The organism is Fodinibius sp. Rm-B-1B1-1 (assembly GCF_038594945.1).
In the GTDB taxonomy this organism is placed as follows: Bacteria; Bacteroidota; Rhodothermia; order Balneolales; family Balneolaceae; genus Fodinibius; species Fodinibius alkaliphilus.
The window spans coordinates 780,707-807,018 of the sequence record NZ_JBCFYD010000002.1; the positions used below are offsets into that span (position 1 = coordinate 780,707).

A 26,312-nucleotide genomic window follows, 5' to 3' on the forward strand; every position below is an offset into this window, starting at 1 on the left:
GGGGTCATTATGCAAGCTGTTTCAAGAGCCAAATTACATAAAATGTCAGATGAAGATCTGATGGAAAAGTTTCAATCAGGGTACGAAGAAGCTTTTAACCTGTTGGTGGAGCGTTATCAAGATCGGTTGCACAACTTTTTATATCGTTATACGCATGATCATCAGGATTGTGAGGATCTGGTTCAGGAAACTTTTTTTCGAGTATTTCGCAGCCGTCATTCTTATGAACGGATTGCCAAATTTTCTACGTGGATGTATACCATTGCCATTAACTTGGCCAAGAGTTTGTATAAAAAGAAAAAACGTATGACAAAGGTAACCATCCATAAAGATCCAGATGACTCTGAAGATCGTCCTATGAAATTAGAGGATTCGGGAATATTACCTGATGATTCGCTGCACGAAAAGATGTGTATGGATCAACTTGAAAAGGCGTTAGAAGAGCTTAGTGATGATTTCCGTGAGGTGGTAATTCTTCGTGATATCCAGCAATTGTCGTATGAAGAAATTTCTGAAATTGCGGATCTGCCGATGGGTACGGTTAAGTCGCGAATTAATCGCGGAAGAGCCCAATTACAGGAATTATTAGAAAGTTACGTGTATCCCGAAACAATTTCGGCATAGTATAGTTAGAGGGTAGTAGATAAGGTACTTGAACTTGTAATATAATCTATTACCCTCTTTACTATGAAACCTACAGCATTTGACAGTGACGGCGTACTCACTGATTTTTTAACGGATTACCTTGATGGTAATTTAAATAGGGCAGAGAAACAGTCTTTCGAAGATTATCTGTCCCAAAATGAGGATGAACGAGTATTTGCTCGTAAGGCAATGAAAGGGAAAAAAGCCTTAGCTCGTTTTGCAGAAAAACTTAATGTACCCTCAGTGACAGCGTAGCCTCGGAAGGCATTTTTACGAGCTAAAAATGACCCATACGTAAAAGTAACGTGTTATCTTGAACTCACTTTAGGATCCTTGATCAGTATCGATCAAAAATTTCCTTAAGCTCCTTGTTAAAGGAATTCATATTGATGGGAGTGGGGGTAAATGTTTGACCTGTAAGCTTTTCGTACAGTTCTGTATAGCGATTGTATATTTTAATACGAAATTCATTCGGCAGGTCGGGTAAGGTTTGTCCTTCTTTTCCCTGAAAGCCGTGTTCCATCAGCCATTCTCGTAAAAATTCCTTGGAAAGTTGTTTCTGCGGTTCACCCTTTTCGAGTCGTTCTTCGTATCCATCCGCATAAAAATAGCGCGAAGAATCGGCCGTGTGGACTTCATCAATAAGGGTAACTTCTCCATTATATAACCCAAACTCATACTTGGTATCCACAAGGATGAGTCCCTGTTTGTTGGCAATTTGCTGTCCACGCTCAAAAACCTTGAACGCTTTTTCTCTGATTTCCTGCCAGATATCTTCATCAACAATACCTTGATGTAAGATTTCTTTTTCGGAAATATCCTCATCGTGTCCTTCTTCAGCTTTTGTAGCAGGTGTCAAAATTGGTTCATCAAATTTTTCATTTTCGACCATTCCATCAGGCAGTACCACACCGCAGAGCGTTCGTTTGCCCGATTTATAAACGCGGGCGGCATGTCCGGTTAGGCAAGCTCTAATGACCACTTCAATGGGAATGGGATCACATTTTTTGGCAATAGTTACGTTGGGATGAGGCACATCAATGATGTGGGTATCTACAATATCATCTACTTTATCAAAAGCAAAAGCGGCCAACGAATTTAAAACTTGTCCCTTGTAAGGAATAGCCTGCTTCATAATGTGGTCGAAAGCAGAAATACGATCACTGGCTACAATGCCAAGTTTATCATTCCCAAGTTCATATACATCGCGGACCTTGCCATGGTAAGGAGCGGGATAACCTGAGACATCGGTTTTGGTAATGCAGTTTTGAAGGGCATTGGAATCGAGTGCTGATGAGTTCACAAGATGTTGGATTTATTAAAGTGTTTGACTCGGTTGAAAATCATAAAAACTTATCAAGAATAGAAATGGAATCATTAAATCATTTTAATTTCATGAGTTTATAAAATTCTGCGGGAACTATTTGGTTCGGTATCAGCATTTGGTACTATGAAAACGGAATGTACAAGAGCAATATGACAGATCTTTTTCGTATACCATATTCTTTCTTAAAGCCACTTTACCAGCGGACATCTCTGCATCGTTCGGTAATTGAAGAATTAGATGATGAGCGTTTAAAAAAGGCTTATAGCCAATGCCGTGCGATTACTCGTCATCATGCAAAAACCTTTTATATGGCTACCCGCTTTTTGCCTAACCACAAGCAACGGGGCATCTTTGCCATCTATAGTCTTTGTCGATATATCGATGATTTGGTTGATGAGGCTGAGGATCTGTTAGAGAGAGAAGAACTCACAGAGAGTGATATACGACAAAAGCTTGATCAGTTAAAGCAAGAATTGCATGATGCTTATAATGGATGTGATCAGGAAAGTGACATCTTGATTGCTTTTGCTGATGTGCTCAAGCGTTATCATATCCCCATCGAAATGCCTTTTGAACTTATAGAAGGGGTTTGTATGGATTTATTTAAGAATCGCTATGAAACGTTTGATGAACTTTACGATTATTCTTTTAAAGTGGCTTCGATTGTAGGACTGATGACGAGCCAGGTATTTGGGTATGAATCCAAAGAGGCGTTGGGCTATGCAGTGGATCTGGGCATTGCGATGCAATTGACAAATATTTTACGTGATGTAGGGGAAGATTTGCGTCGCGATCGAATCTATATACCCAAGGAAGAATTAGATCGATTTGAGGTCACCGAACAGCAATTATTTGATTATCAACGTACGGAAAATGTTGTGAATCTATTGCAATATCAGATTAAACGAACACGCCGTTATTATGAGAGATCAGAACAGGGCATAAGGTTGTTAAGCAGTGATAGCAGGTTACCGGTATATTTGGCTCGACAGAATTATAGTAGAATACTCGACAAGATTGAAGAGAATGATTACAATGTATTTACTAAGCGGGCATATCTTAATACCATGGAGAAGTTTTATGTGCTTCCCCAGGCCTACTATCAATTGAAATTGGGATAATCTTAAGACTTTTTAAGATCAAGGGATCAGCGTTTACACTAATCATTCTGAACTGTTATATTCCATTCAAATTTTTACAGCAGATCTAAATAAAATGGAGACGAATGGAAGCGAAAATTGAGAAATGGCGGAGTCCCAGTCTTGGAAAAGAAATGGAGCTTACTGTTTACGGAGAGTCAGGAACTCCAGTGATAGGAATTCCAACGAGGGGAGCTACTTGTGGTCAATGGGAAGAATTTGGGATGACGAATGCGATCTCATACCAACTTAAAAACGGCTTTAATCAGCTCTTTGTATTACCATCCATCGATAATGAAGCTATACTAAATGAAAATGCGTCTCCAGCACAACGATTGATTCGTCAGCAGCAGTATGAGTCATATATTGTTGAGGAAGTGGTGCCTTTTATTAAAGAGCAAAATCATATTGAATTTATTATTATTGCCGGTATCGATTTTGGAGGATATCAGGCTGTCACAACAGCATTAAAACACCCCGAACATTTTGGAAAAGCAATTGGAATAAGTGGAATATATGACATCAGGCCGTACATGGATGGCTATTATGATGACGATGTATATTACGCTAATCCGATGGATTTTGTCCCAAACCTGAATAAGAAAACATTACTCAATAAAGTTCAGGATATTGATTTCAGGTTAGTTAGCTTTGATGGGGATAAACGAAAAAATGATGCAGTGCGTATGGACAATGTAATGCGCATGAAGTTTTTAGATGCTGATCTTGATATATGGTCTGATAATTCTGATGAATGGGATTTATGGCCGCAAATGTTAAAAACACACATTATTTAAATTAAGTTATGCCAGAGATTAATAAGATTTTGGTCGCCAATCGTGGCGAAATTGCATTACGTGTAATTCGGACTTGTAAGGAGATGGGCAAAAAAACGGTTGCGGTGTATTCTACACCGGATGCCGATGCGCCTCATGTATTGCAAGCTGATGAATCGGTACATATTGGTCCAGCCGCTTCATCTGAAAGTTATCTCGTTATTGACAAGATAATTAAGGTTGCTAAAGAGACCGGTGCTGATGCTATTCACCCGGGGTATGGTTTTTTAAGTGAGAACGGAGATTTCTCTGAGCGGTGTGAGGAAGAGGGAATTATTTTTATTGGCCCAAAAGCGAAAGCTATTCGTTTAATGGGAGATAAGACCGCTGCTCGTGAAATTATGGGAAAAGCCAATGTACCGTTCCCACCTGGGACTAAGAAAGAGCTTAAAGATGTTGAAGAAGCCGAGAAAGTAGCGGATGATATTGGATACCCCGTATTAGTAAAAGCAGCAGCTGGAGGGGGCGGAAAAGGAATGCGCATTGTAGAAAATAAAGACGAGTTTCGATCTGGCATTAAAGCGGCAAAATCGGAGGCGCGCAATGCCTTTGGGGACGACCGTGTTTATATTGAAAAGTACTTGGTGGAGCCACGCCACGTTGAATTTCAAATTATGGCCGATGAACACGGTAATACGCTGCATATTTTTGATCGTGAGTGCTCTATTCAGCGGCGCCATCAAAAAGTGATTGAGGAAGCCCCCTGCTCAATATTAACTGATGAGCTACGCCAGGAAATGGCAGAAGCGGCTATTGCTGCTGCCGAGGCAGTTGATTACATAGGAGCTGGAACCATCGAATTTTTGGTGGATGCGGAGCGTAATTTCTACTTCCTGGAGATGAATACCCGCCTGCAGGTTGAGCATCCTGTAACAGAATTAATTACCGGACTTGATTTGGTTGAGCTACAAATTTTAGTGGCAGAAGGCAAAGAGTTGCCTATTAGCCAAGATGATGTACAGATGAATGGTCATGCTGTTGAGTGCCGTATTTATGCTGAAGATCCACGTGATAACTTTTTGCCCAGTACAGGAACGCTAACGAAGCATCGCATTCCGTCTGGAAATGGCATTAGGGTAGATTCTGGAGTAGAAGAGGGGCAAGCGGTAACGATTAATTACGATCCAATGATATCGAAGCTTTGTACCTATGGAAATGATCGAGGCCATGCAATTAAACGGATGCTTCGTGCATTGGATGAATATGAGATTGCGGGTTGTCGGACAACAATCCCGTTTTGTAAGTACGTACTCAAGCATGAGTCGTTTACATCGGGCAATTATGATACGCACTTTGTTCCCGATCATTTTAGCAAGGAAAAAATTGATGCAGAGATGACCAATGACGAGAAAGTGAAAGCATTGGCTGCAGCTTTACTCAAGATGGAAGATAGCGGGGAAGAGAATTCCCAAAAGCCAAAAGCGAGAGCTACCAATGGAAGATCTTCTGACTGGTGGAAGAACCGTAACAAAAAACACTAATGAAAAATCTTATTAAGACAGAAGAGCTGGCGATGTTCTTGTTCGCCGGCTTTTTATTTTGGAATACTAATTTCGATTGGTGGTGGTTCCCAGCGTTATTATTGGTACCGGATGTTAGTATGATCGGGTATTTGATAGATCCCAAAATTGGAGCCTATCTTTATAATTTCGTTCATCACAAAGGGTTGGCATTGCTCGTTTACGGGCTTGGATTTTTCCTCGAATCTCCGGTAATAGAGCTGGCCGGAATTATTTTGTTTGCTCATTCCTCAATGGATCGTCTTTTTGGCTATGGATTAAAGTACAATGATTCATTTTATAATACGCATCTGGGTAAAATAGGAAAAGGTGTTTAGTGGATTTTGATTTGGAAGGGCTTCCTACGTAATGGATTTCTCTTTTTGTTATTATTATTTCAACGTACCTTAAGTGGTCTTAAAAAACGTAATACAATAACATTTTTTTGTGAATACAGATAAAGAACAGCTATTTCGTCAGCTTAAAAAACTTGATACCGAGCAGCGTAATCCCAATAGTATGGAGATCGATGTTGCTGATTCATTAGAAATTGCACGAATCATCAATCAGGAAGATAAAAAGGTTGCAGATGAAGTAGAAAAGAAGTTACCCCAGGTTGCGAAAGCTATTGATGCTGCCAAGGAAGCCTTTGATAATGATGGGCGTTTAATTTATATGGGGGCGGGAACCAGTGGAAGATTGGGAATATTGGATGCATCCGAATGTCCGCCTACCTTTGGATCTGATCCCGAGCAGGTTGTGGGGCTAATAGCTGGTGGAAAAGAAGCCGTGTTCCAAGCCAAGGAGGGGGCCGAAGATTTTGAGGAAAATGGGCAAGATGCGCTGGAAGAAATAGACGTGGCGCCTAATGACGTTGTTTGCGGCTTGGCGGCAAGTGGACGCACGCCGTATGTAGTTGGGGGATTAAAATTTGCTCGACAGATTGGCTGCACAACTGTTCTTGTGACAACAGTGCCGGCGCAACAAATTAGTGTTGACGTCGATATTTTGATTGATGTTCCGGTTGGTCCCGAAGTTGTAATGGGTAGTACGAGAATGAAAAGTGCTACGGCTCAAAAGATGGTGCTTAATATGATTACAACGGGAGCTAATATCCGTCGAGGAAAAGTATATGAAAATGTAATGGTAGACCTGCAGCTTTCTAACGAAAAGTTGCATGAACGCTCCAAACGTATCATTATGATGTTTACTGATTTAGATTATGAGCAGGCCGACCAACTGTTAGAGAAATCGGATGGGCACGTTAAAACGGCTTTAGTGATGCATCTTGGAGAAGTATCTAAGAAGAAGGCTGAGGAGCAATTAAAAAAACATAATGGATTTATCAGAAAAGCCTTGGCGAATATATAAGCTCCAAAATTTGAGATCCTTAATTACGAAAGGATTGAGACTCTATTCAAAAAGAGAAAACGTTAGTTGATGACACTAACGGCCTAACAGATTTTGTATCAGATGAATTAAAACTACATGTTTACTCGTTGATTGAATAAGACTTATACAGGAAGAGGTCCATATCAATTTTGGAGACTCAAAAGTATTTTAAATCAGACGGCAAACATGAGTATCGGATTCGTATATTATCATCTATTGTGATAGTTGAAATAATTGCTATTCTATTATTTCAATTTTGGCCGGCCCCCCAAGAATCTGACTCACCACGGCAAATCGATTTTTCTGAAGATGCTATTGCATTGGAAGATATCGTACAAACAGAACAACAAAACAGGCCACCGTCGCCTCCAAAGCCCCAGGTTCCGATTCCAGAACCGACTGATGAAATTATTGAAGAGGATATCATTGAACTCGACAATTTAAACATTAGTGAATATTCCGATTCACTTTCTGTTGCGGTGGTTGGAAGTGACGGTGATGAGGATGAACCTGTATCAAGCCCACAAGTTCGACCTCAAGTTGTTCATATTGTTGAACCTACCGTTCCGGACGCAGCCCAAAAAGCAAATATAAAAGCCGAGATTTGGGTGACCTTGTTAGTTGACACTAATGGGAGGGTAGAAGAGGCTACCATCAATGAAATTATATTGTACGATCAGCAGTCAGGAGAAAAAAGGACCGTACAGGGCATTAATTATGGACTTACGGAATCGACCATTAATGCTGCACTACAATGGCAGTTCCGTCCTGCCCGTAATAATGGTGATCCCGTCAAGGCGTATTCCAGGCAGGTGTTTACATATGGATTTTAACATTGATATGGGTTTTAAATAAGCCTATATTTGCGTTCTTCTTTGGAGAGGTGGCCGAGCGGTCGAAGGCGCACGCTTGGAAAGCGTGTGTGCGCTTCGCGCGTACCGAGGGTTCGAATCCCTCCCTCTCCGCTCAACTACGCGCAAGGCTTCGTTGAACAGGCTCGGTAGGGTTTGCTCGACGAAGCCTTTTTTATTTAAAAATGAACTCTTCAATATTTATTGACCTTGCAGTGGAATATAACTTTATATCTGAATATGCAGTATTAAAATCATTTTTTGAGTTTTATACATAAAATTTCTTCATTGAGCCCTAATCAAGAGTGAGATCATCAAAAGAGTGTCATAACTTTAGGTTATTGTTATCGTATTTGGGATACGTCGTTGGTTGAAAGAAATATATCTCACATTCTAAAGTGTGGCTTGCCTTAATATTTTTAATAAGATGGCGATAATAACTTTTTACCGTTAAACAGAGGGTTAGGAAAATGAAAAAACAACTTCCCATTTTTGCAGTATTTTTACTTGGAATTTCGATTTGGTCATGTGAACGGCCTAAATCTCCGGACTTTCAGGTTAATCAACAGTTCGAAATTCCATTAACTGTAGATAAAACTTATCAGTTTTTAGGAGCTGATGACGCCTTGCTCGATACAACTTCTGAGGACTTTGAAAACCTATTTGAAACTTCTGAAGAAGGGTTGGTAAGTGTTGTTAAAGAACAAAAATTTAACTTTGGTGATCTGAATAGTGCAATTCCAGAAGTTTATGTGCCATCAATAGAGATTGTTGATTTAACGGTTCCCCCTACTAATGGGGCTTATACCGTTACGGCTAATGGGAGTTCGTCTATTGACAATAGCACTTTTGAATTTCAAGATTCCGACCATTTTGTTGGAATGGATGCGGGAGTATTAACCTTAGCTATAACCAATGGTACAGATGTTTCTATCGACTTGGAAATTGCTTTTCCCGAAGTTCAAACTCCTAACCAATCCTCTTTAGTTATTACCATTGATGATGTTTCACCTAATGAAAACATTTCGAATTCTTTTAGTTTAGCCGACCATCGGATCTATGCAGGGGAAGATAACGAGATTGATTTTGAAATTACTGTTTCAACCAGTAGTTCTTCAGTGCTAGGTGGTGATATTACAACTGAAGTCGGATTTGAAAATTTAGGTATCAGTAGAGCTGAAGGGTATATTTTACCCAAAAATGTATTGCTTAATGGAGATGCTACCAGCGACGGTGAGTTGGATATATTTAATGACAATGAAGCGGAAATTACTAATATTGATGGGATAAGTGATATTTCTGAGCACATTTCTGATATCACTTTTTCTAATCCCATTTTAGGGACGTTGTACAATTCAAATCTGGGAGTAAATACAACAATTTATGCTGTAATTGCAGGGACTAAATCGAATGATGCCCCCGTTTATTTAACGGGAGATGAAGGTTCAGTGAACCACGTAACTGCTTCAGAGATTCCAGATGCACTTACGGTTAATGGGGAGCAGGCAACCGAAGAGGAGGTGATAAAATTTTCTCTCGATGCAGTAGATAACCCAAGTCCTAATCAGGGAGAAGAAGGATCAAATGAATTTAATGCCGACAATGCCAATACTCCGACCTTCTTTAGTAATCTTCCTACTTCTATTCGATTTATTGGTGTAGCACGTATCAACGCTGATGAAGACCCAGATAAAACGCATAAAATAGTCAATCCAGTTATCTTCGATCCTTCACTTGGGGTAGAAATCCCATTTAGTTTATCAGCAGATAATGCATCCTATAAAGATACCGTAGATGCTGATTTGGGAGATTTACCCGGTAAAGATGATGACAGTCGTATTAGCGAGGCCTCGGTAAAGGTCAACTATACCAATGGGCTACCCCTTGTACTTGGTCTTGATTTGATCATGCTTGACGCTAAAGGTAATGAAGTGCTACGCAAATCTGATATTGCAATAAACGCAGCAACAATTGATGAGAATGGTTTTGCATCTGCTGGGGCGGAAAGTGATCACCAGATAAGCTTTACTAAGGATGAGCTAAATATTTTAAACGAGACCAGATCTATGGTTTTAGATGTTCGTTTAAGTACCCCCGAGCAGCAGTCGGTAAGCGTTAAAGAAAGTGACGCAGTGACATTTAGGGTGCAGGTGAAAGCGGGAATAACCTCAACAGTAAATTAAAGGGATTAGGGAGTTATTGTTATGAATAGGTTCAAACAAATAGTAGCAGGTTTAGGAATAGTTGCTTTAATAGTAGGTTGGGGAATGAAAGCCGCGGCACAATCGGGGCACTATTCTGCAAAAAGTTTAGGTATGGGAGGCACTGGTACTGCCTTTATCGACAGTTACCATGCAAATTTTATAAATCCGGCAAACTTAATGCTCAATGCTGATACGAAACCGTCCGTTTCAGTAGGACTCTTGGGCGGAGTTTCGGCGATGGCCGGTGGTCCGTTGATGAACATTTCGGTATATAACCAGCATTTTACTACGGGTAACGTGGTAGGATCTGAAGCTCTTGATGAGTGGTTTGGAACAGCAATGGGTAATAGTCGTGGTTTTGGGTTAGAGCTTGATATTATACCCATTGCAGGGTCTTGGCGGGGAGAAAATATGGCTATTAGCTTAGCATTAAGAAATCGTTCACTTTTTAATGGTTCCACCAACAGAGGGTTTTCAGAAGTGCTACTTACTGGAATTAGCCAAGAGCGTTTTTCTGAACCGCAACCGGTGAACTTCAGCAGTGGTGCTGTGGCATTTAGTGAGCTATCCGTTGGTTTTTCCTACAAGCTATTAGAACTTCCGAGCCTGTTAGGTATCGGGAAAAATGTTAAGGTTTTTGTTGGTGGAGCCCCTAAATATCTAATCCCGCACTATACTTCGAGTATTGATTTTAACTCAACACTTCAGGTTACTGATAGTGAAATTATTCACGATTTTGCCTATACATTTAACACTATTGGGGAGCTGACCACGCAATTTGAAGATTATTACCAAGCTCGTCAGGATCCTAATTTTGATGGAGAAATTGGAGATTTTGTTGACCCGGATGGCTCCGGTTTTTCGCAGACAAATGGGGCAGGCTTTGGAGTTGATTTAGGGGGGACTGTTGAAATGGATCTTGCCGGAGTGCTCCGAGGGGCTTTCTCATGGATTGGGGGAGATAAAAAGTTACAGGTTGGACTTTCGGTTACGGATATTGGGAGTATTACTTATGATAATAACGCGGGTTCATTTACGGCCGATGAAACGTTCACCTGGGATGGAATTGATTTGAGTGATGGACTGTCGGATAATTTTGCAGATAGTGTTCAGAAAGAGATTTATCAGAATTATGAACCTTCTGAGGAAAAAGAAATTACCGAGAGTTTACCGACTAAAGTTAATCTTGGAGCCCAGTTACAACTTGGAAAGCTCGGTTTCGCTTTTGATGTACAAAAGGGATTATATGAAACTGGGATGAACAGCTCACGTTTAGCATTGGGACTGGGAGCGGAATATAAACTTTTCAATGTGATACCTTTAAGAGCAGGGTATAGAACAGGAGGGTTGACTTCTTCAAGTATAACATTTGGAACAGGAATAGAGATACGAAATTTAGAATTTACTGTTGCCGGATTAACAGTGCCTAATTCAGAAAATAGGGGATCAGGAATAGGTGGCGCCTGGAGTGGGTTGGTTCTTCGATTCTAATATCGAGGTCAACTTGCTTTAGGCAAACCTATTTATATCTATTTCGGGATACAGTGAAGTGCCGTTGATAAGGTGATCAGCATAGTGTTCAGCAAGAAACTTTCCGAAAAGCAATCCCTTGGAACCAAGGCCAGAAAATAAATGAAGGTTATTATAGGCCGGATGTTTACCCAAAATGGGTTTGTAATTTGGGGTTGATGTTCGAACGCCGGCCCATTGGTCAATAATCGTAGATTCTTCTTCCAGTTGAGGAAGCGTCCGCTTCATGCGTTTTCGAAGATAGGCTTCCCCTTGATCATCAGGTTGTACATCGGTAAAGTCGTGTTCATAGGTGCTGCCCTGTATAAACGTGTTTTCGTCATCTGATCGAGCAATATATCCAAGGCTGGATATGGAATGGGAAAAGGAGAGAGGGCTACTTTCTTTTTGAAATTTGGCTACCTGACCTTTGATAAGGTTAACGGGCAACCAATCCCAGAAGGGAGAGGTGGCAATAGTATGGCCGGTAGCAAAAACTAAGTGGTCGGCTTTAACAGTGATTTCTTCGAGTTCAATAATCCAGCAGTCATCCCCTGATATAGGATAGGGTCTTTCGCCACAAAATATATTGATACCCAGATCTTCTAAAAAGTGACCATACGCTTGCATATAAGCTCCAACATCAACAGTGATACCGATGGGTAACCATAACCCACCATTAACACAATTGATGCCGGGATGAATCTCTTGTATCTCATTCTTAGTTTTCCATTGGCACCATCCGTCAGGCCAAGTGGTTTCTTCATATTGCTCTTTCATTTTATGAGCCATTTTTTCGAGCAAAGCAGGGCGCAACAGCCCATTGTTATGGTAAAAAGGTTGGTCAGAAAATGCCTGGATTTTTTCTAAGTTTGATGCAATGGCCTCATAACAATGTTCAGCCTTCCAGGTTTTTTTTGCTCTTCTTCCTGTGGCTGGATTAACGAGTCCCCCCGGAGTTCCAGAAGCCCCGGACCCAATCTCGTTTTGCTCAATAACGATGGATTCTATGTCATGCTCGTGCAAGGCATCGGCCAGTGAAAGGCCGGCAATGCCACCACCTAAAATGCAGAAATCAGTCTTTAGGGCCATTTATCAATCTAAAAGTTCTGATGATGAAACTTTTGTTGCTCCTTGGTCAAGCATTTCTTGCCAGGCTTGATCTACAGATCCTTCTATATCGATACCCTTCACAGCATCTTCTACTACATGCAGATCAAAGCCCTCTTTAATGCCGTCAACCACCGACCATTTGACGCAAAAATCGGTTGCCAGGCCAACGGCATATAAGGTATCAATATCTCGGGCTTTGAGATATCCAGTCAGCCCAGTAGTTGTTTCTCCATCATTTTCATAGAAAGCAGAATAGGAATCAATCTGTTTTCGAAAGCCCTTACGTACAATAAGTTGCGAATTTTTAGTATTTAAATCGGGATGGAATTGTGCCCCTTCGCTACCTTGTACGCAATGGTCAGGCCAAAGTACTTGCTGGCCGTACGGCATGTTGATGGTTTCAAAAGGAGCTTGATTATCATGAGTAGATGCAAATGAAGTGTGTTCCTGGGGATGCCAGTCCTGGGTTTGGACGACAATATCAAACTGTTCTGAAAGCTGATTAATAATAGGGATAATTTTATCTCCCTTGGGTACTTCAAGAGCGCCACCAGGGCAAAAATCAATTTGAACATCAACAATTAACAGTGCTTCCATAATAGGTTACTTCTTTTAGGTTTTCATTTTATCCATTAGTTCGTCGCGAAGATCCATCAATTTTTTACTTATGCCCACTTTATAAATGTGAGGATTATCAAACCTTTTGTGCTCAGGGCTTAAATGTTGCAATCGATTTTTGGCATAACGAGCACTTTTTTTCGGTGCAGGAATTTCGATTGTCAGGGTGCCATTATCCATGACTTTATGTAATAATGACTCGGTCTGAAATGTTGTAACGGTAGCATGTTTTGCGGGATAATAAGGATGATAAATTGTTTTAACTTCTTGTTCTTCTTTTAGTACAATACCATCCCCATAAAAAGTGCCATCATCACCACTATAGCGTATTACTTCTTTAGAACCTGGCAGTGTAATTTTCTCAATGTTTTCAGATATTTTAAGCTTCGGTTCATTATTAACTGATGATAGTTTATAAACGCCATCCAGGGCGGGACTATCTTGCCCGGTTACCAGGCGTGTACCAATACCAAAAACGTCAATCGGGGCTTTTTGGCTAATCAAACTCTTAATCAGACGTTCATCAAGTTGGTTAGAAGCCGCTATTTTTACGTATTCCAAACCGGCCTCATCAAGTTGCTTGCGAGCTTGGCGTGAAAAGTAGGCCAAGTCACCGCTATCAAGTCGAATCCCTTGAAGACGATGACCGCGCTCTTCGAGCTCTTTAGCAACAGTAATTGCATTGGGGACGCCGATATTTAACGTGTCATAGGTATCCACCAGTAGGATACAATCATCGGGATAGTATTCTGCGTACTTTCGAAAGGCCGAAAGTTCATCATCAAAAGATTGTATCCATGAGTGAGCCATCGTCCCGCTGGCGGGGATATCATCCTTAAATGAACTATATACATTCGAAGTAGCTTCAATGCCCCCAATATAAGCAGCTTTACTGGCCTGAATTCCTCCCAGACCTTGGGCACGTCGCAGCCCAAAATCAAGAACCTTACGATCTCCGGCCGCATATTTCATTCTTGATGCTTTCGTAGCAATAAGGGATTCAAAATTGAGAATATTTAGCAAGAGAGTTTCCAGCAGTTGGGTTTCAATAATATTTCCTTCAATGCGTACAATGGGTTCGCGCGGAAAAACAATTTCTCCCTCTTTTGCGGCATAAATCGTTCCCTTGAACTCAAAGTTGCGCAAGTAGGTTAAAAACTCTTGCCGAAAACCTTGGTTGGCCAAATACGCGATTTCATCATCATGAAAACGGAAATTTTGTAATGTTTTTAACAAATCTGAAAGACCTGCAAAAATAACATATCCACCATCAAACGGAATATCACGAAAAAAGTAATCAAAACTTGCCTGTTCATTTTGTCGGCCTGATAAAAAATATCCCTGGGCCATAGTCAGCTCATAAAAGTCGGTATACAGGGCAGGACGGTTAAGTAACGTTATTTCCTTAGATGCTATTGAAGCCATAATGTAATAGTAATTTGAAATTACAGACCAACAGAAGATAAAGAATTGACTATAGAAGCTGTAACATTTTTGATTCTTTGAAAGGGAACAAGATTTGTATCTTAAGCTGACATTTGTTGGTGTAAAAACACTTATTTAAGTTAATGGAGTTTTATCAGCTACAGGTTACTACAATAGGTAATAAAATTTGTATCTTAGCGCGGAATTTTTTTGTGAATTGAATTATGAGTTTACGTGAAGAATAATAGCAATTTGATTGTAGCTATATTGCTTTTTGTGGGTTTGGTAATATACAGTTGTGCAACACCAACGACTCCCACAGGAGGGCCACCCGACGAGAAAGGTCCCAATATTGTAGGTACGAATCCCGAAACGGGGACTACGAATTTTAGCGGACGCAGTATCTCTCTGCATTTTTCTGAATTTGTTGAACGCTCTTCACTTCGCGAAGCTATTACCGTTGAGCCTGATATAGGTCTTTCCTACGAGATCGATTGGGGGCGTAAGTCGGCAGCTATCGAATTTGATCAGTCTATTCCCGATTCAACTACACTCATTGTAACCATTGGCACCGAGCTGACTGACACCCGCAATAATGGGATGTCGTCGCCGCAAAAAGTGGCTGTATCTACCGGTGATGAAATTGATGATGGAGAAATATCGGGCACGATCTTAAATGCTAAGACCGGACAAGGATCAGAAGGGCATAGAGTGTTGCTATATCGCGAACCATATGATATTACCCAAAGGGCTGATTACACGGCATCTACTGATACCTCGGGACAGTTTAAGTTTGCCTACTTACCAGAAGGTAAATTTAAACTTTTTTGGGTTGATGATCGCAACAGGAATAAGATTTGGGATACCAAGCAAGAACGCGCTCAGCCATTCAGAAAGGAATTTATAACCCTTGATAAGGGGGATGCCGATACTCTCGGAACCTTATATGCTACCTCTGTTGATACTACCCAACCAGTGTTACAGGGGGTAGGACTGTTCTCATCCCAGCGTATGCGTATGCGCTTCAGTGAAGATATTAGGCTTGCCGATGATGCCAGAATTACCATTACTGATTCGTTAGGAAATGATTACAGCGAAGCTTTTCCATTATACATCCCATCCAGTGAACCGTACATTTTATTTGCTCATAGCGAGGACTCCTTACATCCAGAATCCAGTTATAGCCTACAAACAGTAGGGATAACGGATCAATCCGATAATCCTATAGAAGAATATTCAGATACTTTTACGGGATCAGCTCAGGAGGATACTACCCAACAACGCATTATTAAGCGAAATACAACAACCGGCTACTATCCATCTGAACCATTTGAAATCACCTATGCAAAACCTATCACCGAAAATGTGATTAGCGACTCACTAAAAATTGTTGAAGGGGATACCTTGATTGAAGATTGGTCGGAGATCGAAATTCAGCAAAATATTTTTCGTATTCAGCCACAGAAACAGTGGAAAGACGGGGTGGAGTATGAAGTTCGTGTTTGGGATCCCCGTATTGATGATTATCGTAAGTTTGACCCTCAGATTTGGCACGAATCTCAATTTGGAGGGTTAAATATGATGACAGAAGATTCTACGCTCAGTAATGTGCATTTGCGTGTAGAGAATGAAGAGTCAAACTTTGTACGAGATACGGTTTTTGCAGAACAGGTAGAAATCAATAACTTGCCGCCCTTAAATTATAAGCTCACCATATATCATGATACAAATGAGAATGGACGTTGGGATCATGGACAGGTTGAGCCATATGTGAGGCCTGAACCTTATTATATCAGAAAACGGATAACGGTACAGAAAGGTCTTACTGGAGACTTAACTATAGAATTTCCTAAATAGTAGCATAGAAGCAGGATCTCTATTTTAATGAAGAAAATAATTAAAAAGTTAACTCCTTTTATTAGCATCATCTTTTTTGCCTTTGCGCTGTGGTTTCTCCACGAAGAACTGCAGCAATACAACATGGCAGAAGTGATGACGCAACTGGCGGATATCCCCAATCACTATATTTTATTTTCGTTGATACTGTCAGCGCTGAGCTACCTGCTGCTCACCGGTTATGACGCCCTGGCCGTGCGGTATATTGGTGAAAAGTTGGAGCCAGGTAAGATAATTCGTGCGGGTTTTGTAGGCTACGCTTTTAGCCATAATATCGGTCTGGCTTTGATTACTGGTGGCTCAATTCGGTATCGTATCTATTCTGTATGGGGATTTTCGGGTCTGCAGGTTACCCAGATCATGGCCTTTAGCTCCTTTACATTATGGATTGGATTTTGTGCTATAGGAGGCTTAGCGCTCATTTTTGCCACTCCGAACTTGCCAAATGATGTAATGATTCCCTTTGTATCGTTACGCATTTTGGGGGTAATATTGCTGCTGATGGTGATTGCTTATATTTGGGCAAGTTACAAGTTTAAAAAAGAGATTAATTATAAAAGCTGGTCTTTCGAATTTCCCGATTCTAAATTAGCATTACGGCAGGTAGCGATTGCCTCTGTTGATTGGTTGTTAATGGCATCGGTGCTGTATGTATTATTGCCGGATGTGGGAGTCAGTTTTTTTAGTTTTGTAGGAGCTTTTTTACTGGCACAAATTGCGGGATTGTTTAGTCAGGTTCCCGGTGGGTTAGGTGTTTTTGAATCCATCATGTTGATGTATTTGACGAATTTTATGCCCGGCTCTCAAGTGCTGAGTATTTTGGTGGTATATCGCATTATTTATTACATATTACCGTTATTGGGGGCACTGGTGGTATTGGGATATCAAGAGTACATTGTAAACCGCCGGAAGATGAAAGTGCTCCAGCGGAAAGCTGCAAGCTGGGTCCCCCGAGTGGTTCCCCAAGTAATGAGTTTCTCCATATTTGTTGGTGGTACCATTTTACTATTTTCGGGAGCCTTGCCCTCCGATGTGCCCCGAATGGAGTGGCTTCAGCACTTTATTCCGTTGCCAGTTATTGAAATGTCGCACTTTTTTGCCAGCTTGGTAGGGGCTGCGCTCCTGGTTCTTGCCAGTGGGCTTCAACGCCGTAGTGATGGGGCTTACCACTTGACTATTGGGCTCCTCGTTTTTGGTATTCTCTTCTCACTGCTCAAGGGAGCGGATTACGAAGAAGCCTCTATTCTTTCGGTAATGCTGGTGGCTCTTCTTCCATGCCGCGACGAATTTCATCGTAAAGCTTCCCTATTTGATCAGCTATTCTCGGCACGTTGGTTTACCCTTATAGTGATGGTATTAGCCAGTGCTATTTGGTTGGGCACTTTTTCGTATGGGCATGTTGAGTACCAAAAGGATCTATGGTGGCAATTTTCTCTGATGGGCGATGCGCCCCGTTATATGCGTGCAATGGTGGCCGTTTTAGGTTTTTCGTTAATAGCAGGACTTATAAAATTACTGCGTCCCAAACACCAGGAAACGGTGGAGCCGGGAGAACAGGAGCTAATTATTGCCAAAGAAATTATTCGAAAATCACAGGAAGCTTTATCTAATCTTGTATTGTTAGGGGATAAAGAACTGCTTATAAGTGAAGACCGAAATTCATTTATTATGTTTGGACGTGAGTCTCAAAACTGGATTGCCCTTGGCGATCCCGTGGGAGACCAAGATGAAGCTGAAGATTTAATCTGGGAGTTTTATGACCAATGTACCAGTGAGGGATTCAGTCCCATATTTTACCAGACAGGTGAACAGTATTTAGATCACTATGTAGATTTAGGTCTCACCCTCTACAAGTTGGGGGAAGAAGCACATATTCCGCTAAAAGATTTTGATCCGCAAGAGACAATAAACTCTAACATATGGTCTGGCCATAAGCAATTAAAAGAGCGGGGATATACATTTGAAATATTATCCCCCAATGCCTTTGGCAGATATTTGCCTGAACTCCAATCAATTTCAGAAGAAAGTCTTGCAGCACGCAATAAAAAAGAGCGGGGGTTTTCGGTGGGATATTTTGATGAGGCTTACTTGAGCAACTTTCCTATTGCAGTAGTCAAAAAAGAAGGACAGATGCTGGCTTTTTCAAATATTTTGACGGGTTCAGAAAAGCATGAATTAACAACGGATTTATTGCGATATCGGCCGGAATCTCCTGTGGGTATTATCGATTTTATGCTTATTGAGACGATGCTTTGGGGACATAAGCAGGAATATTCATTCTTCAATTTGGGTATGGCTCCACTGTCGGGGATGGAAGAGCATGATTTTTCTCCGGGATGGAGTAAGTTGGCTAACTTTGTGTATACGTATGGCGAAAATATTTATGGATTTAAAAAGGTACGTATGTATAAGCGGCAATTTAATCCCGAATGGCACCCCAAATTTTTAGTTGGACCTGGCGGATGGGCGCTTCCACGGGTATTGTCAAGCCTTACAAATATTGTATCCGGTGGATTTGAAAGCATTATGAGTAAGCGGTAGGTCGTTTTTGAATGACTTTGAAATAAAAAAAGTCATTCAAATTTCTTACATTCCCACTCTAACCGAACCACCCGAAATTCAAGCAATATATTTATGTCAAAAGACACAATGACAGCTGATCAGGAGCCGCAAACTGACGGTAAGGAACATTCGGCCAGTAAAAAAGATAGTCGCCCGGAAGTTTATAATGCAGAGCATAATATTCGTTTTGTAACGGCTGCAAGCCTTTTTGACGGACATGATGCCAGCATAAATATTATGCGCCGCATTTTGCAGAGTAGCGGAGCAGAGGTTATTCACCTGGGACATAATCGGTCGGTTCAGGAGATTGTTGACTGTGCTATTCAAGAAGATGTGCAGGGAATTGCTGTAAGTTCCTACCAGGGTGGACACATGGAATATTTTAAGTATATGGTGGACCTGCTTGAAGAACGAGGGGCATCTCACATCAACGTATTTGGTGGGGGCGGTGGTGTCATTGTAGGTGACGAAATTGAAGAGCTTCACGAAGCAGGTGTTTGTCGCATTTTTTCTGTGGAGGACGGTAGCGAAATGGGCTTGCAGGGGATGATCAATTATATGCTCGAAAAATGTGATTTTGACACTGCAGACATCGAAGAAGTAAGTGCTCAGGATATTTTGAAGCGAGATACCAAAGCATTGGCTCGATGTATTTCAGCTTTGGAAAATGAGCACGAAAACATTATAAAATTTGAAGATGATAAGCTTTTTGATGGGGATGGAAATATAATTCCGGCGCAAAAAAATGGAAAACCTATTCCATTGGTAGGAATTACTGGTACAGGCGGAGCCGGAAAAAGCTCCCTTACCGACGAACTAATTCGACGTTTCTTGACAGAATTTGAAGATATCAATATTGCAGTCATTTCTATTGATCCTTCTAAAGTCCGGACCGGTGGAGCACTGCTTGGTGATCGGATCCGTATGAACAGCCTTGATCCAGAACGCGTTTATATGCGGAGTTTGGCAACACGAGCAAGTAACCGGGCAACAAGTCAGTCGGTGAAAGGTGCTATTGAGATTTGTAAGACGGCCGGATTTGACTTGGTGATTGTTGAAACCAGTGGTATTGGTCAGAGTGATACGGAAATTGTTAATATCTCTGATATTCCCCTGTATGTGATGACCAGCGAATATGGAGCAGCTACACAGCTCGAAAAGATTAATATGCTTGATTTAGCGGAGCTGGTGGTGCTCAATAAGTTTGAAAAGAAAGGCTCGCTCGATGCACTGCGCGATGTACGGAAGCAGATGAAACGCAACCGAGGAGCGTGGGATTTAGATCCTGAAGCCATGCCTGTGTACCCAACCATTGCCGCGCAGTTTAATGATGAGGGGGTAAACCGGTTGTTCAAAGCGATTGTCGATAAGGTCAATAGTCACTACGGTATTAATTGGGAAACAAAGCTTTATACCAATGCTGAACCAGCCGAGGATATTCAGGCGCAATCGATTATTCCTGGAAAGCGTCAGCGGTATTTGTCTGATATTTCTGATACTATCCGTGATTACCACAGCTGGGTTGAAGAACAGGTTGAGATTGCAAGTAAACTTGAAAATGTAAGCGGTACCATTGAGCAAGTTGACCGTTGGGATCCGGATGAAAAAGATGAGCTTAAAGTGAAACTTAAATCGATGCGAGAGCACTGGCTCAGCAAGTTGGATTCACACTGTAAAAATATTTTAGAAGGCTGGGATGAATTGTACGAAGAGTATCAGCAGGAGTATGTAGAAGTGCAGGTGCGTGATAAAACGTTCAAAAACAAAATGTACCGGAAGTCGCTAAGTGGGCTGGATATTCCACGGGTGGCCTTACCTAAAACAAATCATAAGGGGGAACAGCTAAAGTTTGCGCTAAAAGAGAATTTGCCTGGCTATTATCCCTTTACGGCCGGCGTGTTTGAGTTTAAGCGTGAAGGCGAAGACCCTACGAGAATGTTTGCCGGAGAAGGGACGCCTGAGCGTACAAACAAGCGATTTCACTATCTCAGTGAGGGTATGCCGGCTGCGCGACTTTCAACAGCTTTTGATTCGGTAACGTTGTACGGCGAAGATCCGGACCATCGTCCTGATATTTATGGAAAGGTTGGAAATTCAGGCGTAAGCATTTGTACGCTGGATGATATGAAGAAATTGTATTCCGGTTTTGAGCTTACATCCCGTAAGACATCCGTATCAATGACGATCAATGGACCTGCACCAATGATTCTGGCGATGTTTATGAATACGGCCATTGATCAGGAGGTAGAACGGTATCTGAAAGAAAATGGCAAGTGGGAAGAAGCGCAGCAGAAAATTAAAGAGTATTTTGAAGAGCGGGGCGTTGAGCAACCACAATATAACAATGAGCTTCCGGCTACTAATGATGGATTTGGACTTGGTCTGCTCGGCATCTCTGGTGACCAGTTAGTAGATGAGGAAACCTACGAAGAGATCAAAGAAGAAGCACTATCGGTGGTGCGTGGTACGGTGCAGGCAGATATCCTTAAAGAAGATCAGGCGCAGAATACGTGCATTTTCTCCACTGAATTTGCCCTTAAAATGATGGGAGATATCCAGCAGTATTTTACTGATCACAAAGTTCGTAATTACTACTCAGTTTCGATCTCTGGGTATCACATTGCCGAAGCAGGAGCAAATCCCATCACCCAAGCCGCTTTTACACTGGCCAATGGGTTTACCTATGTAGAATATTACTTATCCCGCGGCATGGATATTGATGATTTTGCCCATAACTTATCCTTCTTTTTTAGTAATGGATTGGATCCCGAATATGCGGTAATTGGCCGCGTAGCGAGACGTATTTGGGCGGTAGCTATGCGCGAAAAGTATGGTGCCAATGAGCGTTCGCAGAAGCTTAAGTATCATATTCAGACAAGTGGTCGTTCGTTGCACGCACAGGAGATTCAATTCAATGACATTCGTACTACGCTTCAGGCACTGATGGCGATTTACGATAATTGCAATTCGTTGCATACCAATGCTTACGACGAGGCAATTACAACTCCCACTGAAGAGTCGGTGCGACGGGCATTGGCTATTCAGCTGATTATCAATAAAGAAATGGGACCTGCTCAAAACGAAAATATCAATCAAGGGTCATATTTCATTGAAGAAATGACAGACCTTGTTGAGGAAGCTATTCTCTCTGAATTTGATCGTCTGACAAACCGTGGCGGAGTGTTAGGTGCCATGGAAAATATGTATCAGCGAGGTAAAATTCAGGATGAGAGTCTGCATTATGAATCAAAAAAACATAGTGGAGAAAAACCTATCATTGGGGTTAATACCTTTTTGAATGAGGATGCCGAACAACCCGAAGAAGAGAAAAAGGTTGATCTTATCCGTTCTTCCAAAGAAGAAAAGGAACAGCAAATCCAAAGTGTAGAAGCCTTCTGGGAGCGTAATGAGAGAGAAGCCGATGAAGCAATTGAACGTCTTAAGGAGGTGGCTCGAAACAATGGTAATATCTTTGAAGAGCTTATGGAAACGGTGAAAGTCGCTTCTCTTGGAGAGATTTCGAACGCTCTGTATGAGGTTGGCGGACAGTATCGTCGGAATATGTAATCTATTTTCTAATTATACATTAGCTAAAATGAAGCGAGTATTATTAACGGTAATATTACTATTTCTATTTTTCGGAACGACAAAGGCTCAGTTAACTGATTTTAAAGCTCAGACTTTTACGGATAGCACAGGACAAGAATTGCAGTATCGCATATTGAAACCTGCAGATTATGATAGCTCCAAAAGCTATCCGTTGGTATTATTTCTGCATGGGGCTGGTGAGCGAGGGGATGATAATTTTAGTCAGCTTAAGTGGGGTGTGTCTCACTTGGCAGAGCCAAAGATGAGGGAAAAGTATCCCGCCTTTATCGTTGCACCACAAATGCCTGAGGGAGCGGTTTGGTCTCAGCTTATTACAAGTCGTGATACTACATCGTATACCGCTTCAATGGGTCAAACTCCAACCAAGCCAATGAGGTTGACGATAGAATTGTTGAAGCAACTCCAGGAAGAGTATCCTGTGGATTCCAATCGTCTTTATGTAACGGGTATTTCGATGGGCGGATTTGGTACCTTTGATCTAATTCAGCGTTTTCCTAATAAATTTGCTGCCGCTGTTCCTGTTTGTGGTGGAGGTGATACAACTACTGCATTTATGCTGACGGACATTCCACTTTGGGTCTTTCATGGAACGAATGATGATGTAGTTCAACCAGAGTTTTCTCGATCGATGATCGAGGCAATACGCATTGCAGGCGGTAGCCCCGGATATACTGAATACCCAGATGAAGGGCATGTAGGGGCCTGGGTACAGGCTTATCGAAATCCGCATCTTTATGAATGGATGTTTAGTAAAGAGTTGAACGCGGGTAACAACTGAGCCTTATTAATTTAAGTGTATCTCTGTTATTACCGGTTGATACTGCAAAGGGGAGGATTGACTTATTATTTGCTTTGCACTTCACTCATCTTATCCGGAAAAATATGCCAATTCCTTTTTATTTGTTCGGTTACCTACAGAATATTTTCAAATATAAATGGAGAACCAGTATTGCTCATCGTATGATGCATTATAAGTACCTTTGATAGCAGGTTTAGTCACTACTATGTTATTGATTCCAGAGGAGGTAAAGGGAACAAACCATATGAATAAAATGATGAGGTTTTGATCTTTCTATTTGTATAAGTGAATAATTTCTTATTGTTTAAATCCAAACTAAACGGATCTAAAATGGACAGAAAGAAATTTCTTCAGTTGGGAAGTTTTGCCGCCGCATCAGTAGGCATACCAGGTATTTTAACAGCAGCAGCCCCACAAGCAAATCCCAAGGATCTCTTTTTTGATATTTCACTTGCACAATGGAGCTTACATCGAGCATTGTTTGATGGGAAAATAGATCATTTGGAATTTCCTCAAACGGCAAAAAATGAGTTTGGAATAACAGCTGTGGAATATGTGAACCAGTTTTTTGCCGATAAAGCGGAAGACAAATCATATCTTGATGAGATGAACAGCCGTTGCGAAGATTTAGGAGTTGACCAAGTGTTAATTATGGTCGATGGAGAGGGTGATTTGGCTATTCAGGATGATAAAAAACGAATTGAAGGGGTAGAAAACCACTACAAATGGGTTGAGGCGGCTCAACATCTGGGATGCCATTCGATCCGGGTAAATCTGTATGGCGATGGAACAGCCGAAGAACAAAAGAGAGCTGCTGTTGATAGCCTGGGACGTTTGGCTGAATTTGCACGGGATTATAATATTAATATTGCCGTAGAAAATCACGGCGGTTATTCGTCTGACGGTCAGTGGCTTGTAGATGTAATGAAGCAAGTGAACATGGATAATTGTGGAACGCTTCCTGATTTTGGTAATTTTTGTGTAAAAAGAGAAAATGATGCCCGATGGGATGGAGCATGCATTGAGAAATATGATCGATATCAAGGAGTAAAAGAGCTAATGTCTTTTGCGAAGGGAGTGAGTGCAAAAAGTTATGCATTTGGTGAAAATGGATTAGAAACAACAATAGATTTTACAAGGATGCTCAACATTATTCATAAAGCTGGATATTCCGGATATATAGGTGTGGAATACGAAGGAGATAAGCACAACGAATATGACGGCATTCAGGCAACTAAGGAGTTATTGATAAAGTTGGGACAAGAATTTTAGCATGAGTGCCATCGGGGATAAACTGTTTGCATAAAATTGAAACTCGAATCAATATTTTTTAAATACTGCCTAATTAAAATTCGAGTCGAGGCAGGAAGCAATACTCAAGATTATACGCAACAATATGGGCACAAATGATGATAGCCAAAAGAAGAAGGGGGTATCCAGACAAGAATTTTTAAAAACATCGGGGATTTTGGCGGCAGGCTTTTCTATTGTACCGAGTTCAGTTGTTGCAGGCCTTGGCAATAAACCACCGAGTGATAAGCTAAATATTGCTGGGATTGGGGTAGGAGGAATGGGAAGGGCTAATTTGCACAATATGAACAGCGAAAATATTGTGGCGCTCTGCGATGTTGATTGGGATTATGCTGCTAAAACATTTAAGGATTATCCCGATGCACAAAAGTTTGAAGACTACCGCCGCATGTTCGATGAGATGGGCGATGAAATTGATGCGGTAGTAATTGCCACGCCCGACCATACCCATTATGTAACAGCTGCTGAAGCTATGAGACGGGGCAAGCATGTATTTCTTCAAAAACCACTAACTCATTCTGTTTATGAATCTCGCAAGCTGACAGAGATAGCCCGGGAAACTGGTGTAGTTACACAAATGGGTAATCAGGGTAATTCTGCGGAAGGTATTCGAAAAATTTGTGAATGGATATGGAATGGGGAGATTGGCGAAGTTAAAGAAGTGCATGCATGGACAAATCGCCCCATTTGGCCGCAGGGATTAGAACAACCATCCGAGACCCCTTCTACACCTCCAACATTAAATTGGGATCTGTTTGTAGGTCCCGCTCCGTGGCGTCCCTATCATCCTTCATATACGCCCTGGAATTGGAGAGCTTGGTGGGATTATGGAACGGGTGCGCTCGGCGACATGGGATGTCATATTATTGATCCGGTATTCAAAGCACTGCAGCTGGGACATCCTGATACCATTGAAGGTAGTTCTACGCAACTCAATACCCAAAGTGCTCCGTTATCAGAGAAGGTGATCTACGAATTTCCCCGCAGACCTAAGAAAGGCAATATTGAGATGCCGCCAGTTAAATTCACTTGGTACGACGGTGGATTGATGCCCGAACGTCCGGAAAGTATTCCCGAAGGGAAAACGATGGGTGATAGTGGTGGAGGGGCTATGTTTGTTGGTTCTAAAGGAACCCTTATCTGTAGCACGTACGCTCTTGACCCCTATATTATTGGCCGAGAAGAAAATCCCCCCGAGGCTCCGGAAGTGTTTCGTCGTATTCCTGATGCTATGAATGGTGGCCACGAAATGGATTGGGTAGAAGCTTGTAAAGAAAATGACCCAGAGAAACCCAGTTCAAATTTTGAGTATGCTGGTCCTTTAAATGAAGTAGTTGTGATGGGAAATCTGGCTGTTCGGTTGCAAGGTCTGAAGCGAACATTACAATGGGATGGCGAAAATATGGAGATTACTAATATCGCTAAGGATGATGAAATTCGTGTCGTAACCAGCGACCGTTTTGAGGTTGTTAATGGAGATCCTCGTTTTGATACTTCATATGAGACTATTAATGCCAAAACAGCCGCTGGCCAATATATTAAAAGGTCATATCGTGACGGCTGGAGCTATAATTAAA

General features: G+C 41.5%; 20 protein-coding genes and 1 tRNA gene. 17 read left to right on the plus strand and 4 right to left on the minus strand.

Going from position 1 to position 26,312, the window contains the following annotated elements; genetic code table 11:
- The first annotated feature begins 42 nt into the window (after window positions 1-42).
- Both AAFH98_RS10740 and AAFH98_RS10745 read left to right on the plus strand, forming a co-directional pair.
- Window positions 43-624, plus strand: coding sequence for a sigma-70 family RNA polymerase sigma factor (locus AAFH98_RS10740; protein ID WP_342522711.1), 582 nt, complete (start codon window positions 43-45; stop codon window positions 622-624).
- 63 nt (window positions 625-687) lie between these two features.
- A complete protein-coding gene (locus tag AAFH98_RS10745; protein WP_342522712.1) occupies window positions 688-900 on the plus strand; it encodes an anti-sigma factor in 213 nt (70 codons plus the stop codon).
- Window positions 901-982: 82 nt separating this feature from the next.
- On the opposite strand, the gene AAFH98_RS10750 is transcribed toward AAFH98_RS10745, so the two are convergent.
- The gene (locus AAFH98_RS10750; RefSeq protein ID WP_342522713.1) at window positions 983-1,948 is read right to left on the minus strand and encodes a phosphoribosylaminoimidazolesuccinocarboxamide synthase; all 966 of its coding nucleotides are present in this window, start codon (window positions 1,946-1,948) and stop codon (window positions 983-985) included.
- Between the two features lie 173 nt (window positions 1,949-2,121).
- On the opposite strand from AAFH98_RS10750, the gene AAFH98_RS10755 reads away from it, so the two are divergent.
- The 9 genes from AAFH98_RS10755 (at window position 2,122) to AAFH98_RS10795 (ending at window position 11,384) form a co-directional block, all read left to right on the plus strand.
- Entirely contained in the window at window positions 2,122-3,093 is a 972-nt protein-coding gene (locus AAFH98_RS10755; RefSeq protein ID WP_342522714.1) for a phytoene/squalene synthase family protein, read from the plus strand.
- A gap of 104 nt (window positions 3,094-3,197) precedes the next feature.
- Complete coding sequence (locus AAFH98_RS10760; RefSeq protein ID WP_342522715.1) at window positions 3,198-3,908, plus strand: alpha/beta hydrolase-fold protein; 711 nt, start codon at window positions 3,198-3,200, stop codon at window positions 3,906-3,908.
- 8 nt (window positions 3,909-3,916) lie between these two features.
- Window positions 3,917-5,428, plus strand: coding sequence for an acetyl-CoA carboxylase biotin carboxylase subunit (accC, locus tag AAFH98_RS10765; RefSeq protein WP_342522716.1), 1,512 nt, complete (start codon window positions 3,917-3,919; stop codon window positions 5,426-5,428).
- Entirely contained in the window at window positions 5,428-5,784 is a 357-nt protein-coding gene (locus tag AAFH98_RS10770; protein ID WP_342522717.1) for a DUF4260 domain-containing protein, read from the plus strand. Before accC ends, AAFH98_RS10770 begins: the two co-directional genes overlap by 1 nt.
- 109 nt (window positions 5,785-5,893) lie before the next feature.
- Entirely contained in the window at window positions 5,894-6,817 is a 924-nt protein-coding gene (murQ, locus tag AAFH98_RS10775) for an N-acetylmuramic acid 6-phosphate etherase (RefSeq protein WP_342522718.1), read from the plus strand.
- Window positions 6,818-6,987: 170 nt separating this feature from the next.
- Window positions 6,988-7,671 carry an energy transducer TonB gene (locus AAFH98_RS10780; protein ID WP_342522719.1) on the plus strand — a complete coding sequence of 228 codons (684 nt, stop codon included), beginning with the start codon at window positions 6,988-6,990 and terminating at the stop codon, window positions 7,669-7,671.
- Window positions 7,672-7,715: 44 nt separating this feature from the next.
- A tRNA-Ser gene (locus tag AAFH98_RS10785) sits at window positions 7,716-7,803 on the plus strand.
- 356 nt (window positions 7,804-8,159) lie between these two features.
- Entirely contained in the window at window positions 8,160-9,872 is a 1,713-nt protein-coding gene (locus AAFH98_RS10790; protein WP_342522720.1) for a hypothetical protein, read from the plus strand.
- Window positions 9,873-9,893: 21 nt separating this feature from the next.
- A complete protein-coding gene (locus AAFH98_RS10795; RefSeq protein ID WP_342522721.1) occupies window positions 9,894-11,384 on the plus strand; it encodes a DUF5723 family protein in 1,491 nt (496 codons plus the stop codon).
- A gap of 18 nt (window positions 11,385-11,402) precedes the next feature.
- Here AAFH98_RS10795 and AAFH98_RS10800 read toward each other — a convergent pair whose 3' ends face one another.
- From AAFH98_RS10800 to AAFH98_RS10810, 3 genes are read right to left on the minus strand one after another with little or no spacing between them, the layout of a single operon-like run.
- Window positions 11,403-12,494: an NAD(P)/FAD-dependent oxidoreductase gene (locus AAFH98_RS10800; RefSeq protein ID WP_342522722.1), complete on the minus strand. Its 1,092-nt coding sequence runs from the start codon at window positions 12,492-12,494 to the stop codon at window positions 11,403-11,405.
- Between the two features lie 3 nt (window positions 12,495-12,497).
- The gene (gene pncA, locus AAFH98_RS10805; RefSeq protein WP_342522723.1) at window positions 12,498-13,112 is read right to left on the minus strand and encodes a bifunctional nicotinamidase/pyrazinamidase; all 615 of its coding nucleotides are present in this window, start codon (window positions 13,110-13,112) and stop codon (window positions 12,498-12,500) included.
- Window positions 13,113-13,127: 15 nt separating this feature from the next.
- Entirely contained in the window at window positions 13,128-14,558 is a 1,431-nt protein-coding gene (locus AAFH98_RS10810) for a nicotinate phosphoribosyltransferase (protein WP_342522724.1), read from the minus strand.
- Between the two features lie 234 nt (window positions 14,559-14,792).
- Here AAFH98_RS10810 and AAFH98_RS10815 point away from each other — a divergent pair, with 234 nt between their 5' ends.
- The 6 genes from AAFH98_RS10815 to AAFH98_RS10840 all read left to right on the plus strand — a co-directional run bounded on the left by AAFH98_RS10815 (window position 14,793) and on the right by AAFH98_RS10840 (window position 26,311).
- Window positions 14,793-16,415 carry an Ig-like domain-containing domain gene (locus tag AAFH98_RS10815; protein WP_342522725.1) on the plus strand — a complete coding sequence of 541 codons (1,623 nt, stop codon included), beginning with the start codon at window positions 14,793-14,795 and terminating at the stop codon, window positions 16,413-16,415.
- 27 nt (window positions 16,416-16,442) lie between these two features.
- Complete coding sequence (gene mprF, locus AAFH98_RS10820) at window positions 16,443-18,995, plus strand: bifunctional lysylphosphatidylglycerol flippase/synthetase MprF (protein ID WP_342522726.1); 2,553 nt, start codon at window positions 16,443-16,445, stop codon at window positions 18,993-18,995.
- A gap of 93 nt (window positions 18,996-19,088) precedes the next feature.
- Window positions 19,089-22,583: a methylmalonyl-CoA mutase family protein gene (locus AAFH98_RS10825; protein WP_342522727.1), complete on the plus strand. Its 3,495-nt coding sequence runs from the start codon at window positions 19,089-19,091 to the stop codon at window positions 22,581-22,583.
- Window positions 22,584-22,611: 28 nt separating this feature from the next.
- A complete protein-coding gene (locus tag AAFH98_RS10830; RefSeq protein WP_342522728.1) occupies window positions 22,612-23,403 on the plus strand; it encodes a carboxylesterase family protein in 792 nt (263 codons plus the stop codon).
- Window positions 23,404-23,754: 351 nt separating this feature from the next.
- Window positions 23,755-24,696, plus strand: a complete 942-nt coding sequence (locus tag AAFH98_RS10835) for a sugar phosphate isomerase/epimerase family protein (protein ID WP_342522729.1) — start codon at window positions 23,755-23,757, stop codon at window positions 24,694-24,696.
- Between the two features lie 124 nt (window positions 24,697-24,820).
- Entirely contained in the window at window positions 24,821-26,311 is a 1,491-nt protein-coding gene (locus tag AAFH98_RS10840) for a Gfo/Idh/MocA family protein (RefSeq protein WP_342522730.1), read from the plus strand.
- The last annotated feature ends 1 nt before the right edge of the window (window position 26,312 follow it).